The sequence below is a fragment of the Superficieibacter sp. 1612_C1 genome (genome assembly GCF_015234305.1).
Taxonomy (GTDB): domain Bacteria; phylum Pseudomonadota; class Gammaproteobacteria; order Enterobacterales; family Enterobacteriaceae; genus Superficieibacter.
The window spans coordinates 56,209-72,611 of record NZ_JADGMI010000005.1; the positions used below are offsets into that span (position 1 = coordinate 56,209).

The 16,403-nt window shown below is 56.6% G+C and carries 14 protein-coding genes; 10 read left to right on the forward strand and 4 right to left on the reverse strand.

The window, feature by feature from the left end:
- From fhuC to hrpB, 4 genes are all read right to left on the reverse strand, one after another.
- Positions 1–798 carry a Fe3+-hydroxamate ABC transporter ATP-binding protein FhuC gene (gene fhuC, locus INT84_RS17085; RefSeq protein ID WP_194207762.1) on the reverse strand — a complete coding sequence of 266 codons (798 nt, stop codon included), beginning with the start codon at positions 796–798 and terminating at the stop codon, positions 1–3.
- A 54-nt stretch (positions 799–852) separates the two neighbouring features.
- Entirely contained in the window at positions 853–3,045 is a 2,193-nt protein-coding gene (gene fhuA / locus INT84_RS17090) for a ferrichrome porin FhuA (protein WP_194207763.1), read from the reverse strand.
- Between the two features lie 225 nt (positions 3,046–3,270).
- Positions 3,271–5,817, reverse strand: a complete 2,547-nt coding sequence (gene mrcB, locus INT84_RS17095; RefSeq protein ID WP_194207764.1) for a bifunctional glycosyl transferase/transpeptidase — start codon at positions 5,815–5,817, stop codon at positions 3,271–3,273.
- A gap of 162 nt (positions 5,818–5,979) precedes the next feature.
- Complete coding sequence (gene hrpB / locus INT84_RS17100; protein WP_194207765.1) at positions 5,980–8,409, reverse strand: ATP-dependent helicase HrpB; 2,430 nt, start codon at positions 8,407–8,409, stop codon at positions 5,980–5,982.
- Positions 8,410–8,482: 73 nt separating this feature from the next.
- On the opposite strand from hrpB, the gene thpR reads away from it, so the two are divergent.
- The 10 genes from thpR to INT84_RS17150 all read left to right on the forward strand — a co-directional run bounded on the left by thpR (position 8,483) and on the right by INT84_RS17150 (position 16,387).
- On the forward strand, positions 8,483–9,013 hold the full coding sequence (gene thpR / locus INT84_RS17105; protein WP_194207766.1) for an RNA 2',3'-cyclic phosphodiesterase: 531 nt from the start codon (positions 8,483–8,485) through the stop codon (positions 9,011–9,013).
- Between the two features lie 10 nt (positions 9,014–9,023).
- Positions 9,024–9,728, forward strand: coding sequence for a DNA/RNA nuclease SfsA (gene sfsA, locus INT84_RS17110; protein WP_194207767.1), 705 nt, complete (start codon positions 9,024–9,026; stop codon positions 9,726–9,728).
- Between the two features lie 175 nt (positions 9,729–9,903).
- Entirely contained in the window at positions 9,904–10,359 is a 456-nt protein-coding gene (dksA, locus tag INT84_RS17115; protein ID WP_002463986.1) for an RNA polymerase-binding protein DksA, read from the forward strand.
- A 59-nt stretch (positions 10,360–10,418) separates the two neighbouring features.
- Positions 10,419–11,303 carry a tRNA glutamyl-Q(34) synthetase GluQRS gene (gene gluQRS, locus INT84_RS17120; protein WP_194207768.1) on the forward strand — a complete coding sequence of 295 codons (885 nt, stop codon included), beginning with the start codon at positions 10,419–10,421 and terminating at the stop codon, positions 11,301–11,303.
- A gap of 44 nt (positions 11,304–11,347) precedes the next feature.
- Positions 11,348–12,745 (forward strand): polynucleotide adenylyltransferase PcnB, encoded by a 1,398-nt coding sequence (gene pcnB, locus INT84_RS17125; protein ID WP_194208073.1) that lies wholly within the window; start codon positions 11,348–11,350, stop codon positions 12,743–12,745.
- Complete coding sequence (folK, locus tag INT84_RS17130; RefSeq protein WP_194207769.1) at positions 12,742–13,221, forward strand: 2-amino-4-hydroxy-6-hydroxymethyldihydropteridine diphosphokinase; 480 nt, start codon at positions 12,742–12,744, stop codon at positions 13,219–13,221. Before pcnB ends, folK begins: the two co-directional genes overlap by 4 nt.
- 120 nt (positions 13,222–13,341) lie before the next feature.
- Positions 13,342–14,133 carry a 3-methyl-2-oxobutanoate hydroxymethyltransferase gene (panB, locus tag INT84_RS17135; RefSeq protein ID WP_194207770.1) on the forward strand — a complete coding sequence of 264 codons (792 nt, stop codon included), beginning with the start codon at positions 13,342–13,344 and terminating at the stop codon, positions 14,131–14,133.
- Positions 14,134–14,144: 11 nt separating this feature from the next.
- Positions 14,145–14,999 carry a pantoate--beta-alanine ligase gene (panC, locus tag INT84_RS17140; protein ID WP_194207771.1) on the forward strand — a complete coding sequence of 285 codons (855 nt, stop codon included), beginning with the start codon at positions 14,145–14,147 and terminating at the stop codon, positions 14,997–14,999.
- Between the two features lie 97 nt (positions 15,000–15,096).
- Positions 15,097–15,477: an aspartate 1-decarboxylase gene (panD, locus tag INT84_RS17145; protein ID WP_194207772.1), complete on the forward strand. Its 381-nt coding sequence runs from the start codon at positions 15,097–15,099 to the stop codon at positions 15,475–15,477.
- Between the two features lie 301 nt (positions 15,478–15,778).
- Positions 15,779–16,387, forward strand: a complete 609-nt coding sequence (locus INT84_RS17150; RefSeq protein ID WP_194207773.1) for a fimbrial protein — start codon at positions 15,779–15,781, stop codon at positions 16,385–16,387.
- Positions 16,388–16,403 lie beyond the last annotated feature (16 nt).

The window sequence follows — 16,403 nt, forward strand, 5'->3', positions numbered from 1 at the left end:
TCAGTAAACAAAACTTACCGGGGCCGCGCCAGCCGGATGCGGCAGAATTCCCATCGGGATGCCGTAAATCTGCTCCAGCGTTTCGCTGCGCATCAAGGTTTCCGGCGTACCCTGAGCAATCATCTCGCCGCCGCGCAGGGCAACCAGATAATCGCAGTAGCGGGCGGCCATATTGATATCATGCAGCACGGCAATCACCGTTAACCCGCGCTGCTGGCTCAGACGATGGACCAGCGCCAGCACGTCGACCTGGTGGGCGATATCCAGCGCGGAGGTTGGCTCGTCAAGCAGCAGGCAGCGGCTGTCCTGCGCCACCAGCATGGCGATCCACGCCCGCTGGCGCTCGCCGCCGGAAAGGCTATCCACCAGCCGGTGCGCCAGCGGTTTTAACCCTACCAGCGTAATCGCCTCGTCGACTTTCTCTCTGTCGGCCACACCAAATCGTCCCAGCGCACCGTGCCACGGATAGCGACCAATCGCCACCAGCTCGCGGACCGTCATCCCCTCCGCCTGCGGCAGTTGCTGCGGCAGATACGCCACCTTGCGGGCAAACGCTTTGCTGTTCCAGCTCATCAGCGGCTGACCATCAAGCAGAATATCCCCTTCCGACGGCGGCTGATGGCGTCCGAGCATTTTAAGCAGCGTGGATTTACCGGAGCCGTTGTGGCCGATAAGCCCGGTCACTTTTCCCACCGGGAACGTCATCGACAGCGGATGCAGCAGCGTGCGCCCCGGCACGCGGAAGGTGACGTCGGAAAGCGCGAACGTGGTATCGGGTTGGGTGTTTTTTTCCTGCATGTTGGCCAACTTGAAAATGAAAAAGGGCACGCCGAAACGTGCCCTGAGAGAGAATTAGAAGCGGAAAGTCGCGGTGGCAACCACCTGACGCTCTGCGCCCCAGAAACAGCCGTAAGTCTGGAAGCAGCTGGCGACATATTCACGATCCAGCACGTTGTTGACGTTAACCGCCACGCTGGAACCCGCCATGCCGAAGCGACCCAGATCGTATTTCACCACCGCATCCATCACGGCGGCGCTGCCGACTTTGAAGGTATTTGCCGGATCGCCATAGCTGGAGCCGATAAAGCGACCGCCAGTACCCAACGTCAGGCCGGAGAGCGCCCCTTCGTTGAAGGTATAATCGCCCCACAGCGACGCCATATGCTTAGGCACCTGCTCCGGGGTATGGCCTTTCAGCGAGGTATCTTTGGTATATTCCGCATCGGTATAGGTATATGACGCGGTCATATTAATATTGGCATTCAGCGCCGCTTTGGCTTCCAGCTCCACGCCGCGCGCGCGAATTTCACCGGCCGGAACTTGTCCCAGCGGATTATTCGGATCGGCAGTCAGGTTGTTGGTTTTGGTCAGCTGATACAGCGCACCGGTAACGACGACCGGCATGTCTTTCGGTACGTATTTCACGCCCGCTTCATACTGCTCGCCTTTTGACGGCTCGTAGGAAACACGCGGCACGCTCCACAGATCGAAGGCGCTCGGCTCGAATGACTGGCTGTAGCTGAAGTACGGCGTGATCCCGTTATCAAACAGGTAGTTAATACCGCCGCGCCAGGTGAACTGATGGTCGTTACGTTCAATGTAGCCTTCAGTCGGCGTGGTGGAGTTCTGGCGTACCGTGGTCGCCTGCTGAGACCAGTCGTAGCGACCGCCAAGCGTCAGCACCCACTTATCCCACTCCGCCTGATCCTGCACGTAAATCCCGGTCTGCTTGCTTTCGTTCATCTGATACGGTTCGGTACCGCCGAAAGCAAAATATTGCGGGCTGTAATCGTTATAAAGATCGATGGACGGCGCGCTGCCGAAGGTGGCGTCAATATCATTGCGCATGCGCATAAAATCCACACCAGTCAACAACGTGTGATCGACCGCGCCGGTGGCGAATTTGCTTTCCAGCTGGGTATCGACGCTGAAGTTTTGCAGACGTTCATCATCCACCACCGTCCCGCGGTTCAGGGTATGACCATCCGCCGCGATCCCCGTGCCGTAGGCGCTTTTCTGCGAGGTTTTCATTTCAGCAAAACGCAGGTTCTGGCGCACGGTGAAGGTGTCGTCAAAGCCATGTTCGAAGCTGTAACCCACCATTTTCTCATTGCGGGAATAGGTGTTGTTCGACGCGCCTTCGTTAAAATCAGTCGGTAAACGCTTTCCGTTAGGGAGGGGTTCGACCGTCCCTTCCTTTGGCAGCCAGCCGTAATAACCGGTTTCCGGCTCGTTCTGGAAATAGGACAGGAAAGTGAAGTTCGTTTTTTCATCCGGTCGCCATGAGAACGACGGCGCGATGGCATAGCGCTGTGATTCCGAGCTTTGCTGCTGCCCATTGGCCGAATGGGCCACCCCGGTCAGGCGGTAAGAGTACACGCCATCATCATCCAGCGCGTCGCTGAAATCAAAGCCGGTCTGAAACAAACTGTCTGTTCCCACCTGGAACTGCACCTCTTTCAGCGGCTCAGTGGTCGGGCGTTTGCTGACCATCGAGATAATGCCGCCAGGGTTGCTTTTACCGTAAAGCACGGAGGTCGGTCCGCGCATCAACTCAACGCGTTCGAGCATGTACGGGTCGATCACCGCATCGTTATAGAAGTTGCCCTGCAACTTCAGGCCGTCAAGGTAGTTATTCTGGTTCAGGCCAACCGAGGAAAAACCACGGATGATCACGAAGTCATAGGTATTGGATGCGCCACGGCTGCTGACCGTCACACCAGGCGTATAGCCCAGCGCTTCTTTCACTGACTGAAACTGGTGCATTTCCATCTCTTCGCTGGTTACGACAGAAACAGACTGCGGCGTTTTTTCGATCGGCGTATCAGTTTTAGTAGCGGTCGCCGAGTGCTTCGCGGCGATGGTCGCCGCCGGACCCCACGCGCTTTCCTGCGCGGCAGGCGCTGCGGTTACGGTAATGGTTTCTTCTTTTTTCGGTTCAACCGCCGCCTGTGCATAAACAGACATGCCGCTAACCGCTGTGGCTACCATAACTGCGATTTTACGCAGCGAGGAGTTTGGCTGAGCAGTTTTATGACGCGCCATTGGTATATCTCTGATGGAAAGTGAATGATAACGTAAACGAGAATTATTATTATGACGGCAGCATAATATTCGAAACGTTGAACGCATAGCAAGCGATATGCGCCCCTGCTAAAACTAAGGGGATAATAAATAACCAGATGAGTGGTGTGGCTAACGGATGCGCCTGTAAGACATAAAAAAGCCCCCGATTGAGGTTTTCAATCGGGGGCTTTTACGCATTACGGCTCAGTTACTGCCGAACATATCCTTGATCCAGCCTGCAACGCCGTCGCTCTCTTTTTTCTCCTGCTGAGGCGGCTGCTGTTGTTGCTGCTGTGGCTGCTGCTGTTGCGGCTGCGACGACTGGTCGAACGGATTGCCCTGTTGCTGCTGTTGCAGCATTTCGCTCTGCTGGCAAAGCGCGTTCGGATCGGACGTCCAGACCGGCAACGCGCGCGCACCGCCGCTACAGAGCAGGTTGCCGCCGTCATCCACGCCCATATCCACCACATCTTCTGGCGGCGTCAGCACCAGCGGGATCGGCGACTGATTCGTCAGATAGCGCTGGTAAATAGACATCGCGCCGCTGGCTCCGTAGAGTTTGGTCGGCTGGTTATTGTCACGTCCTACCCAGGTAATGACCACTTCACGACCGTCGATGCCCGCAAACCAGGTATCGACGTTGTTATTGGTGGTCCCGGTTTTACCCGCCAGATGCAGACCCGGATACTTCGCGCCCAGTTGACGACCGGTTCCGCGCTGAACCACCTGCTGCATGGTCCACAGCGTCATATACGCTGCCTGCGCCGGTACCGCGCGCTCCGCCTGCGGGAAGCTCTGGTACAGCACTTTACCATCTTCAGAAATGACCGAACGCAGCGCCGAAAGCGGTGCGCGGTTGCCGCCGCTGGCGATAGTCTGGAACGCCTGCGCCACTTCAACCGGCGTCAGGTTCAGCGCTCCCAGCAGCATCGCAGGAACCGGATGCAGCTGATTTTCCGGCACGCCGAGTTTTTTCCAGGTCTCTGTCACGGCAGGCAAGCCGAGCGTCATCCCCAGGTTTACCGTCGGCACGTTCATCGAACGGGTCAGGGCATCCACCAGCATCACCTGGCCGCTGTCGCTGTAGCGATGATCGTCGTTCTGCGGCGACCACACCTGACCATTCGGCTGACGCAGCGCCAGCGGCGCATCCGCAATCCAGGTATTCAAACGGAAGCGGTTCGGCTGGCTCAGCGCGGTCAGATAGGTCGCCGGTTTTGCCAGAGAACCAATCGAACGGCGCGCCTGCATCGCACGGTTATAACCCGCGAACTGAGGTTCGGCCCCGCCGACCATCGCGCGGACTTCGCCGCTAAAGCGGTCCACGACGACCATCGCCGTTTCGAGATCGGCAAGCTTACGCTGCTTCTTCAGCGCCGGAATGCCTTCGGTCGCTGCTTTTTCCGCTGCGTCCTGGGCAACCGAGTCAAAGGTGGTAAAGATCTTCACGCCGGAGAGATCTTTCACCTTATCGCCCAGCTTCGCCTGCAATTCCTGACGCACCAGTTGCATAAAGGCTGGCTGCGGCGAAATCACCCCGCCGCGCGGCTGCACGCCCAGTGGACGGGCGCTCAGCATGTCATACAGCTCCTGGTCGATGATTTTCTGCTGTTGAAGCAGACGCAGCACCAGGTTACGCCGCTCCAGCGCCAGTTTCGGGTTACGCCACGGATTGTAGATCGACGCGCCCTTCACCATACCGACCAATAACGCCTGCTGATCGAGACTCAGTTCCTCCACCGGACGGCCAAAGTAGTACAGGCTCGCCAGCGGGAATCCGCGGATCTCATTGTCGCCGCTCTGACCGAGGTAAACTTCGTTCATGTACAGCTCAAGAATGCGATCTTTGCTGTAGCGCGCATCCATCAGTAGCGCCATGTACGCTTCATTCGCCTTACGCACGTAGGAGCGCTCACTGGATAGGAACAGATTCTTCACCAGCTGTTGCGTCAGCGTACTCGCGCCCTGAACGGTGCGCCCGGCGGTGAGGTTCGCCAGCACCGCTCGGCCGATGGAATACAGGCTCACGCCGTCGTGCTCGTAGAAGTGACGGTCTTCGGTTGCCAGCAGGGTATCCACCAGCAGATCCGGGAAGCCGTTACGCGCCACGAACAGGCGCTGCTCGCCGTTTGGCGACGAAAGCATGGTGATCAGGCGCGGATCGAGACGGAAGAAGCCGAACTGCCGATGGTTCTCCATGTTCTCAATGCTTTCAAGGTGATCGCCATCAAAGGTCAGACGCGCGCGCACCTGTCCTTCTTTACTATCCGGGAAGTCGAACGGACGGCGGATCATCTCAATGCTATTCGCCTGCACGGTAAATTCGCCGGGCCGTGTCATTGCGGTGACCTGGCGGTACTGTGTCGCCGTCAGCAGCTTGACCATCTCATTCTTGCTGATGGCCATGTCCGGCTCAAGGTTAACCATCCGGCCATAGACCGCCGCGGGCAGTTGCCAGACTTTACCGTCGATACGACTGCGGATCTTCTGATCGAGATAGACGCCGTAAATGGCAAACAGCACCACAAAGACGATAAATATTTTCAGCAGCAGCCACAGCCAGCCGCGTTTACCGCGCCGCTTACGTCCGCCGCCGCCGTTGCCTTTACTCCGGGTTTTACGCGGTGGCGGCACGTCATCCTCGTCGTCTTCATAATCGTCGTCATACTGCCGACGGCGAGTCACTTTTTGTTTTACCGGACGCGCAGGTCTTCCTTTGCGTCCAATTGGTTCGCGGTCATTCCCCGCCATGCTTTCTCTCCGCAAATTTCAGGCGCAATGCCTGATTCTCAGTTCTTCATCCCGCAGGAAAAAGAAGAAATCTCTCAAATGTCGTTTTTGCCGGGTGGGTGAACTCAACGCCACCCATTTTGTAGGCCCGGTAAGCGCAGCGCCACCGGGCATTAACCCCACCTACGAGTACTTTTTGACGCGCCGCGTCGGAGCCGTATTCGCCGGATCGTCAGGCCAGACGTGTTTCGGGTAGCGCCCCTTCATCTCTTTTTGTACCTCACGGTACGCGCCCTGCCAGAACGCGCTTAAATCTCGCGTGATCTGCAACGGACGCTGAGCGGGAGATAATAGTTCAAGAACCAGAGGAATGCGCCCCCCGGCAATCGTCGGCGTGCTGGCCTCGCCAAACATCTCCTGCATCCGCACCGCCAGCGCCGGGGGATTATCTTCATGATAGCGAATGGCGATCCGGCTTCCCGTCGGCACAGTGTAATGCTCCGGCAGCTCACTATCCAGCCGTTGTCGGGTCGACCAGTCCAGCAGGTTGCGCAGCGCCTGGGCCACATTCAGCGCCTTCAACGCGCGCAGAGAATGCACGCCGGTCATTTCCGGCAGCAGCCACGTCTCCAGCGTCGCCAGTAGCGTGACGTCGTCCACCGCGGGCCAGTCGTACTCCGGCAGCCACATCGCAGCACAGTGTAACCGCAAACGCAATTGTTCTGCCTGCGGCGTCCAGTTTAATACATTCAGTCCTTTATCGCGGATACCGTTAAGCATCGCCTGATGCAGTTCCGCCTCAGACGGTTTCGCCAGCGATCGGACATTAAGCGTCAGCCCACCGATTTGCGTGCGTCGCAGCGCCTTCAACGTCCCCTGAGCATCATCCCACTCCACCGTATCAGACTGCTGCAACAGCGTCGGACAGTCGGCGATAAATTTATCGATATCCAGCGGCAGCGCCAGCAGAATGCGTGCATCTGGCGAGGCGCTGCCCTGCAACAGCAGCGGCGCTATCAGCCATTCGTGGCGGTTCATCGCGTCATCAGCGTCCAGCATCGCACCCATGCCGTTCGCCAGTTGATAGCGGCCATCCTGCCCGCGACGACGGGCGATCCGGTCGGCAAATCCTTTCGCCAGCAGCGGCGCAAGGCGATCGGCATCCGGCTGACCGCCTTTGCTGCCCAGCCGTTTACACAACTGTTGGCTGCGCTGCCGCCAGTGCGGTTGAGGGCGTGAGAAGGCGACGTTGATATCGGCGATACCGCCGCGCGGCGGCTCTTCCAGAATGGCCGCCAGCGTGGCCGCGCTGGCAATGCCATCGTCATTTTCCGCCGCCACCAGCATCGCCGCCAGCCGGGGGTCGCTACCGAGCGCCGCCATGCGCTGCCCGCTCAAAGTCAGGCGCTCGCCCTCCAGCACGCCCAGTTGCGAGAGTAAATCACGGGCCGCATTGAGGTTAACAGCGGGAGGCCGATCCAGCCATGTGAGCTGGTCAACGTCCGTACAGCCCCACTGCAATAGCTCCATCAGCAGGCCGGACAGATCGCTGTGCAGGATCTCCGCCTCCCCCTGCGCCGCCGCGCGATCCGCCTGCTCTTTACTGATGAGATGCAGGCATATCCCCGGCTCCAGACGCCCCGCACGCCCGGCGCGCTGGGTCATCGACGCCTGGCTGACGCGCTGAGTGATGAGTCGCGTCAGGCCGGTACGTGGGTCAAAACGGGCAACGCGCTCCTGGGCGCAGTCCACCACCAGTCGGATGCCTTCGATAGTCAGACTGGTTTCGGCGATATTGGTCGCCAGGACCACCTTCCGTTTACCCGTCGGCGCGGGAAGGATCGCCTTTCGCTGTTCTGAGAGCGGCAGCGCGCCGTACAGCGGGCAAAGCAGCACATCGCTGGAGACACGTTCCGCCAGCTGTTCCTGAACGCGCAGGATCTCCCCCACGCCCGGCAGAAACAGTAACATTGAGCCGGTTTCCGCCCGCAACAGCCCGGCCGCCGCCACTGCCGTCGCCTCGGCAAAGCGCAGATTCGCCGCCAGCGGCTGATAGCGTCGCTCGACCGGAAACGCGCGCCCCTCAGATGAAATCACCGGCGCGTCGGGCAGCAGCGCCTGTAATCGCGCGTTATCCAGCGTAGCAGACATAATCAGCAGCTTCAGATCGTCGCGCAGCCCCTGCTGGACCTCAAGCAGCAGCGCCAGCGCCAGATCGGCCTGTAAACTGCGCTCGTGAAATTCGTCGAGGATCACCAGCCCCACGCCAGCAAGCTCGGGATCGCGCTGGATCATACGGGTGAGTATTCCCTCCGTCACCACTTCCAGCCGGGTCTGCGGCCCGACGCAGCTTTCGGCGCGCATCCGGTAGCCTACGGTCTGCCCCGGCGTTTCATTAAGCAGTTCGGCCAGACGCTGTGCAACGTTACGTGCCGCCAGGCGACGCGGCTCAAGCAGAAGAATGCGCCCGCGAATCTCCCCCTGCTGCAACAGCTGTAGCGGCAGCCACGTCGACTTACCCGCGCCGGTGGGCGCATTCAACAGGATCTGCGGCGCGGTTTTCAGCGCGCGAAGAAGTTCAGGCAGGACAGCGGCGACCGGTAAAGAGGACACAAATGGCTCCAGAGGGTTAACATTCAACGGCGGTCATTGTAGCATCGCCACAAACCATAACCGAGTATCCCCGATGTCTGAGTCGAAAAGGCTGTTTTTCGCGCTGGCGCTGCCGGACGAGATCCAGCAGCAGATTATCCACTGGCGCGCCGCCAGCTTTCCTCCTGACGCCGGACGTCCGGTGGTAGCGGCGAATCTGCATGTGACCCTGGCGTTTCTCGGCGAGCTTAGCGCGCAGAAGCAGGCCGCGCTTGAAACCCTTGCCGGACGCCTTCGCCAGCCGGGATTTACCCTCAACCTTGACGATGCGGGCCAGTGGCTGCGTTCGCGCGTGGTCTGGCTGGGAACGCGTCAGCCGCCGCGCGGCCTGCTGCAACTGGCGAGCATGCTGCGCGCTCAGGCCGCCCGCAGCGGCTGCTGGCAGAGTCCGCAGCCTTTTCACCCTCATATCACCCTGCTGCGCGACGCCAGTCACGCGGTGGCGATCCCGCCGCCGGGCTTCTGCTGGTCCTTTCCGGTGACGGAATTTATGCTGTATGAATCGCAGTTCGTGCGCGGACGCACCCGTTATACGCCGCTACAGCGCTTCCCGTTGCAGCCCTAAAAGGAATCCGATGGAATTTTCTCCCCCGTTACAGCCCGCCACGCTGGTTCGGCGCTACAAGCGCTTCCTGGCGGATGTCGTCACTGCCGACGGCGTAGCGTTGACGCTGCATTGCCCGAATACCGGCGCAATGACCGGATGCGCCACGCCCGGCGATACCGTCTGGTATTCGACATCAGAAAATCCTAAACGCAAATATCCGCATACTTGGGAAATTACTCAAACCCAAAAAGGGGCATTTATTTGTGTCAATACGTTACGAGCCAATGTTTTAACGAAAGAAGCTATTCTCGCTGAACGTCTTCTGCCGCTTACCGGCTATAGCATTCTGAAAAGCGAAGTAAAATATGGTACAGAACGTAGCCGGATAGATTTTATGTTACAGGCAGAAGATCGCCGGGACTGCTATATTGAAGTCAAATCAGTTACGCTGGCGGAGCAGGACAAGGGGTACTTTCCCGATGCGGTAACTGAGCGGGGCCAGCGCCATCTGCGCGAGCTGATGAGCGTGGCCGCAGGCGGTGAGCGGGCTGTGATGCTCTTTGCGGTACTCCATTCAGCCATCACCTGTTTTTCACCCGCGCGGCATATTGATGCTACTTACGCGCAATTGTTGTCTGAGGCACACAAAAAGGGCGTAGAAATTCTGGCCTATAAAGCCGATATTTCTGCGAATAATATGACGTTAAGATGGCCTCTCCCCGTTGCGTTATGATTGACGCCGGGGTGGTTAAATAGTGTTCTGGACGCGCGTGTAAATACGCTTTTCCTCACAGGGTTGTCAAGTGTAACGTTTAGATAATTGCTATCCGGAAAAGCTTCTGCTATTTATAGCGGCCTGATTTTCCCCCGACTAAGGGGATCGATAGTGCGTGTTAAGGAGAAACAACATGCAAGAAGGGCAAAACCGTAAAACATCGTCCCTGAGTATTCTCGCCATCGCTGGGGTGGAGCCGTACCAGGAGAAGCCGGGCGAAGAGTATATGAATGAAGCCCAGCTGGCGCACTTCAGACGTATTCTTGAAGCATGGCGTAATCAACTCAGGGATGAAGTCGATCGCACCGTAACGCATATGCAGGACGAAGCCGCAAACTTCCCCGATCCGGTAGACCGTGCCGCTCAGGAAGAAGAATTCAGCCTCGAACTGCGTAACCGTGACCGCGAACGCAAACTGATCAAAAAGATCGAAAAAACGCTTAAGAAAGTGGAAGACGAAGATTTTGGTTTCTGTGAATCCTGCGGGGTTGAAATCGGGATCCGTCGCCTTGAAGCGCGTCCAACTGCCGATCTTTGCATTGACTGCAAAACGCTGGCAGAGATCCGCGAAAAACAGATGGCTGGCTAACGGCGCTGATATTCATGGCGGGAGTCTCTCCCGCCTTAATAAGATCGTCATACCGTACCATGTCTGATTCACGCTATATCGGGCGTTTCGCCCCATCCCCTTCCGGTGAACTGCATTTTGGCTCGCTGATAGCCGCCCTTGGCAGCTATCTACAGGCGCGTGCCCGGCAGGGCATCTGGCGCGTGCGTATTGAAGATATCGATCCGCCGCGTGAAGTGCCCGGTGCCGCAGAAACCATCCTCCGCCAGCTTGAACATTACGGCCTGCACTGGGATGGTGAGGTACTCTGGCAATCACAGCGTCACGATGCCTACCGCGAGGCGCTGGCCTGGCTGCAACAGCATAACCAAAGCTATTACTGCACCTGTAGCCGCGCGCGCATCCAAAGCGTCGGCGGTATCTATGACGGTCACTGTCGCGACCTGCATCAGCACACGGAACACGCTGCCGTGCGGCTACGCCAGCAGCATCCGGTTATCTCTTTTTATGATAATCTGCGCGGCGAAATCCACGCGGATGCGCGTCTGGCGCGGGAAGATTTCATTATTCACCGTCGCGACGGGCTGTTTGCCTATAATCTCGCCGTGGTGGTGGACGATCATTTTCAGGGCGTCACGGAAATCGTGCGCGGCGCGGATCTGATTGAACCGACGGTGCGGCAGATTTCGCTGTATCAGCAGTTTGGCTGGCAGCCGCCTGAATATGTTCATTTGCCGCTGGCATGCAATGAACACGGCGATAAACTTTCCAAGCAAAACCATGCGCCTGCGCTGCCGGAAGGCGATCCGCGCCCTGTCATTATCAATGCATTACGCTTTTTACATCAGCCGGTTATCGATGGCTGGCAGGATCTTAACGTGGAGCAACTGCTCCGTCAGGCCATCCTCAACTGGTCGCTAAAACGGGTGGCAGAAAATCCGCCATTCTCAAACGCGCTACGCTGAGCTATGATTAGCCGCTATTTTTTGTTACACAACCGAGGTGCACTATTTTTACCCGAGTCGCTAATTTTTGCCGCAAGGTGCTCAGCCGCGAGGAGAGCGAGGCCCAACAGGTCGTCGCCCGCCCGCCTATGACGGTTATCCCGCGTGAACAGCACGCTATTTCCCGCAAAGATATCAGTGAAAATGCCCTCAAGGTACTTTACCGCCTGAATAAAGCGGGTTACGAAGCGTATCTGGTCGGCGGCGGGGTGCGCGATCTGCTGCTGGGCAAAAAACCCAAAGATTTTGACGTCACGACCAGCGCTACGCCGGATCAGGTACGTAAACTGTTTCGCAACTGCCGTCTGGTGGGGCGTCGTTTCCGTCTCGCTCACGTCATGTTTGGCCCTGAGATCATTGAGGTGGCCACTTTTCGTGGGCATCACGAAGAAAATCAGGCCGATCGTACCACCTCCCAGCGCGGGCAGAACGGTATGCTGCTGCGTGACAATATCTTCGGATCGATCGAAGAAGATGCCCAGCGCCGCGACTTCACCATTAACAGCCTCTACTACAGCGTGGCGGATTTCTCCGTACGCGATTATGTCGGCGGCATGCAGGATCTCGAACAGGGCGTTATCCGCCTGATTGGCGATCCGGAAACGCGCTACCGTGAAGATCCGGTGCGGATGCTGCGCGCCGTGCGCTTTGCCGCCAAGCTGGGCATGACCATCAGCCCGGAAACGGCTGAGCCTATTCCCCGCCTGGCGTCGTTAATGAATGACGTACCGCCTGCGCGCCTGTTTGAAGAGTCGCTCAAACTGCTACAGGCCGGTCACGGCTACGATACGTATGTCCTGCTGTGCAAATACAGCCTGTTCCAGCCACTGTTCCCGACTATTACCCGCTACTTCACTGAAAACAGTGACAGCCCGATGGAGCGTATTCTGGCGCAGGTGCTGAAGAATACCGATAACCGCATTCAGAATGATATGCGTGTTAACCCGGCGTTCCTGTTTGCGGCGATGTTCTGGTATCCGCTGCTGGAGATGGCGCAGAAGCTGGCGCAGGAAGGCGGTCTGACATGGCAGGATGCGTTCGCCCTCGCCATGAATGACGTGCTGGACGAAGCCTGCCGTTCGCTGGCGATCCCCAAACGCATTACCACCTTAACGCGCGACATCTGGCAGCTACAAATGCGCATGTCCCGCCGTCAGGGTAAACGCGCCTGGAAACTGCTGGAGCATCCTAAATTCCGCGCCTCTTACGATCTGCTGGCCCTGCGTGCCGGGATCGAAAATAACGCCGAATTGCAGCGCCTGGTGACATGGTGGGGTGAGTTTCAGGTCTCCGCGCCGCCGATGCAGAAAGATATGCTGAACAATCTGGATGACGAGCCTGCCGCGCGTCGTCGCCATCGCCGTCCGCGTAAGCGCACGCCGCGTCGCGAAGGAACCGCGTGACCGTCGCATATATTGCTCTCGGCAGCAATCTGGCCTCTCCGCTGGAGCAGGTCAATGCTGCCGTGAAAGCGATTGGCGACATTCCTGATAGCCGCATCCTTGCGGTATCGTCGTTTTATCGTACACCGCCGCTGGGTCCGCAGGATCAGCCGGACTATCTCAACGCCGCCGTGGCGCTGGAAACATCTCTTCGTCCTGAAACGCTGCTCGATCATACCCAGCGCATTGAGCTACAGCAGGGCCGCACCCGCAAAGCCGAACGCTGGGGGCCGCGCACGCTGGATCTTGATATTATGCTGTTTGGCGACGAGGTGATTACTACCCCGCGTCTCACGGTGCCGCACTACGATATGAAAAACCGTGGCTTTATGCTCTGGCCGCTGTTTGAAATCGCGCCGTCATTACAGTTCCCTGACGGGATCAGCCTGCATCAACAACTCATCCTTCTGGCGGCAGAAAAGCCCGCCTGCTGGTAAACCCTCCCCTGTCTTTTAGCGATTACTGCCTTCGCGCAAATGGATTGCTTAAAATAATTGCCCCCCTGAATGTGACTGTTAGAATGCCGCTCAATATGACGTTCACTATCAGGAAATGTGATGAAACCGACCACTATCTCCCTGTTGCAGAAATGCAAAAAAGAGCAGAAGCGTTTTGCAACGATCACCGCCTACGACTACAGCTTCGCAAAACTGTTTGCCGATGAAGGCATCAACGTGATGCTGGTGGGGGACTCGCTCGGCATGACGGTGCAGGGACATGATTCCACCCTGCCGGTTACCGTGGAAGACATTGCCTACCATACCCGTGCCGTGCGCCGGGGGGCACCAAACTGCCTGCTGCTTTCCGATCTCCCTTTTATGGCCTACGCCACGCCAGAGCAGGCGTTTGAAAACGCAGCCGTCGTCATGCGTGCGGGCGCAAATATGGTCAAAATCGAAGGCGGAGCCTGGCTGACGGAAACGGTGAAGATGCTTACTGACCGTGCGGTCCCGGTATGCGGCCACTTAGGTCTGACCCCGCAGTCGGTGAATATTTTCGGTGGTTACAAAGTCCAGGGCCGTGGCGATGCCGGACAAATCTTGCTCGACGATGCGCTGGCGCTGGAAGCCGCAGGCGCGCAGCTACTGGTGCTGGAATGCGTTCCCACCGCGCTGGCGAAGCGCATTACTGACGCGCTGTCGATTCCGGTGATCGGTATTGGGGCGGGTAATGTCACCGACGGGCAGATTCTGGTGATGCACGACGCTTTCGGCATTACCGGCGGCCATATCCCGAAGTTTGCCAAAAATTTCCTCAGCGAAGCAGGCGACATGCGCGCCGCGGTGCGGCAGTATATTGCTGAAGTCGAATCCGGAATATATCCGGGTGAAGAACACAGTTTCCATTAAGGAGTCAAGGCGTGCTAATCATTGAAACCCTGCCGCTGCTGCGTCAGCATATTCGCCGTCTGCGTCAGGACGGCCAGCGGATCGCCCTTGTACCGACCATGGGCAACCTTCATGACGGTCATATGAAACTGGTTGATGAAGCGAAAGCGCGTGCCGACGTTGTGGTGGTCAGTATCTTCGTTAACCCCATGCAGTTTGACCGTGCGGAAGACCTGGCACGCTATCCGCGCACTCTGCAGGATGACTGCGAAAAGCTCAACAAACGCAAAGTGGATATCGTCTTTGCGCCAGCCTCTCACGACATTTACCCACAGGGCACAGACACCCAGACGTTTGTTGACGTCCCCGGCCTTTCAACCATGCTTGAGGGTGCCAGCCGTCCTGGCCATTTCCGCGGCGTATCGACTATCGTCAGCAAGCTGTTCAATATGGTACAGCCGGATATCGCCTGCTTTGGCGAAAAGGATTTTCAGCAGCTCGCACTTATCCGCAAAATGGTTGCCGATATGGGTTATGACATCGATATCGTCGGCGTTCCCATTATCCGTGCCAAAGACGGTTTAGCGCTCAGCTCGCGTAACGGCTATCTGACTGCCGAGCAACGTAAAATCGCGCCGGGCTTAGCGAAAGTCATGAACGCACTAGCGGAGAAATTGCAGGCCGGAGAACGTGATTTGAAAGAGATGATTGCGCTGGCTGGTCAGGACCTGAACGAAAAAGGCTTTCGTAACGACGATATTCAGATCCGCGATGCGGACACCCTGCTTGAACTGACTGACGTCAGTCAACGTGCGGTGATCCTGATGGCCGCGTGGCTCGGCCAGGCACGGTTAATTGATAATCAGACTGTTACATTAACCCGGTAGACAGAGATAATAAATCAGGCAATACTGCCTGAGAAATTACTTAAAGCAGGCTCTGACGGCCTGCTTTATTATCGTGATGATTTATAAGGTAGACGTTATGATTCGCACTATGTTGCAGGGCAAACTGCACCGCGTAAAAGTGACGCAGGCGGACCTGCACTACGAAGGTTCCTGTGCCATCGATCAGGATTTTCTTGATGCTGCCGGTATTCTGGAAAACGAAGCGATTGAGATCTGGAATGTGTCCAATGGTAAACGTTTCTCCACCTATGCGATTGCGGCGGAACGAGGCTCCAGAATTATTTCTGTCAATGGTGCGGCAGCGCACTGCGCAGCCGTGGGCGATATTGTGATTATTGCCAGCTTTGTCACAATGTCTGACGAAGAAGCTCGCCGCTGGAGGCCCAATGTGGCTTACTTTGAAGGCGATAATATGATGAAGCGTACCGCAAAAGCGATCCCGGTTCAGGTGGCGTAATAGTGATACCAATATATTCATCCAAGTTTTATTTCTTGGATGAATATCTGAAATCAATTAAATTAAAATATCGTATAACCCCTTCTCAATAAAACCCCCTCGCTTTCATTTTTATATAATTTATTTCTATGCAATTAGAAATTTTGCATTAGCAATAAAGAATTTCTAACGAGCTAACTATTTATTTCCGTTAATTACCCCCTATACTCTGCAACAGAAATAATCTTTATTTCAAATGGAAAAGCATATTTACATTGTATATATGGCTTTTCATATTCAAACTCTATATATGGATATTAAAATGTCTTTTAAAAAGTATGGAATGGCTGCGGCTGTTGCAATGGTTCTGAGCGCAGGTTCCGCAGTAGCAGCAGATTCTGACACCGGTACCATTACTTTCCACGGTATGGTTTCCAACAATACTTGCCAGGTATCTCTTGACCAGAAAATCGATCAAAACGGTAACGATTTTGACGTCACTCTGGACACAGTATTTGTCCGTGATTTCGCAACTGCACTGGGTGACACCAGCACCCTGGGTGAAAAGAAATTCTCCCTTTCACTGACCGGTTGTGATACTGAAACCGCGAAGAAAGCGTCTGCACAGTTCTCTTCCTGGGCGGGTAGTTCTTCCACCGAAGGCGGTCTGCTGGTTCCACCAAGCAATGCTCAGGGCGCGGCTAAGAACGTTAATCTGGTACTGTCAAACGACGGTAACTCAGCCACCGATCAGATCAAAGTTGACCAGACTAACAACACTCAGAAAGCGGATATCGATCCAAGTACCGGCGCAGGTAATCTCTACTACCGCGTAGCGTACACCCAGGGTCAGGGTTGGGATGCATCATCTAACCCGGTATCTCCGGGTACTGTGCAGGCACAGGTTGCCTTCACCATGATTTACGAATAAGTAATACGTAAATTTT

Coding starts and splice junctions, on each gene's coding strand:
- fhuC (WP_194207762.1), bottom strand. CDS start 798: ATGCAGGAAAAAAACACCCAACCCGATACCACGTTCGCGCTTTCCGAC.
- fhuA (WP_194207763.1), bottom strand. CDS start 3,045: ATGGCGCGTCATAAAACTGCTCAGCCAAACTCCTCGCTGCGTAAAATC.
- mrcB (WP_194207764.1), bottom strand. CDS start 5,817: ATGGCGGGGAATGACCGCGAACCAATTGGACGCAAAGGAAGACCTGCG.
- thpR (WP_194207766.1), top strand. CDS start 8,483: ATGTCTGAGTCGAAAAGGCTGTTTTTCGCGCTGGCGCTGCCGGACGAG.
- sfsA (WP_194207767.1), top strand. CDS start 9,024: ATGGAATTTTCTCCCCCGTTACAGCCCGCCACGCTGGTTCGGCGCTAC.
- dksA (WP_002463986.1), top strand. CDS start 9,904: ATGCAAGAAGGGCAAAACCGTAAAACATCGTCCCTGAGTATTCTCGCC.
- gluQRS (WP_194207768.1), top strand. CDS start 10,419: ATGTCTGATTCACGCTATATCGGGCGTTTCGCCCCATCCCCTTCCGGT.
- panB (WP_194207770.1), top strand. CDS start 13,342: ATGAAACCGACCACTATCTCCCTGTTGCAGAAATGCAAAAAAGAGCAG.
- panD (WP_194207772.1), top strand. CDS start 15,097: ATGATTCGCACTATGTTGCAGGGCAAACTGCACCGCGTAAAAGTGACG.
- INT84_RS17150 (WP_194207773.1), top strand. CDS start 15,779: ATGTCTTTTAAAAAGTATGGAATGGCTGCGGCTGTTGCAATGGTTCTG.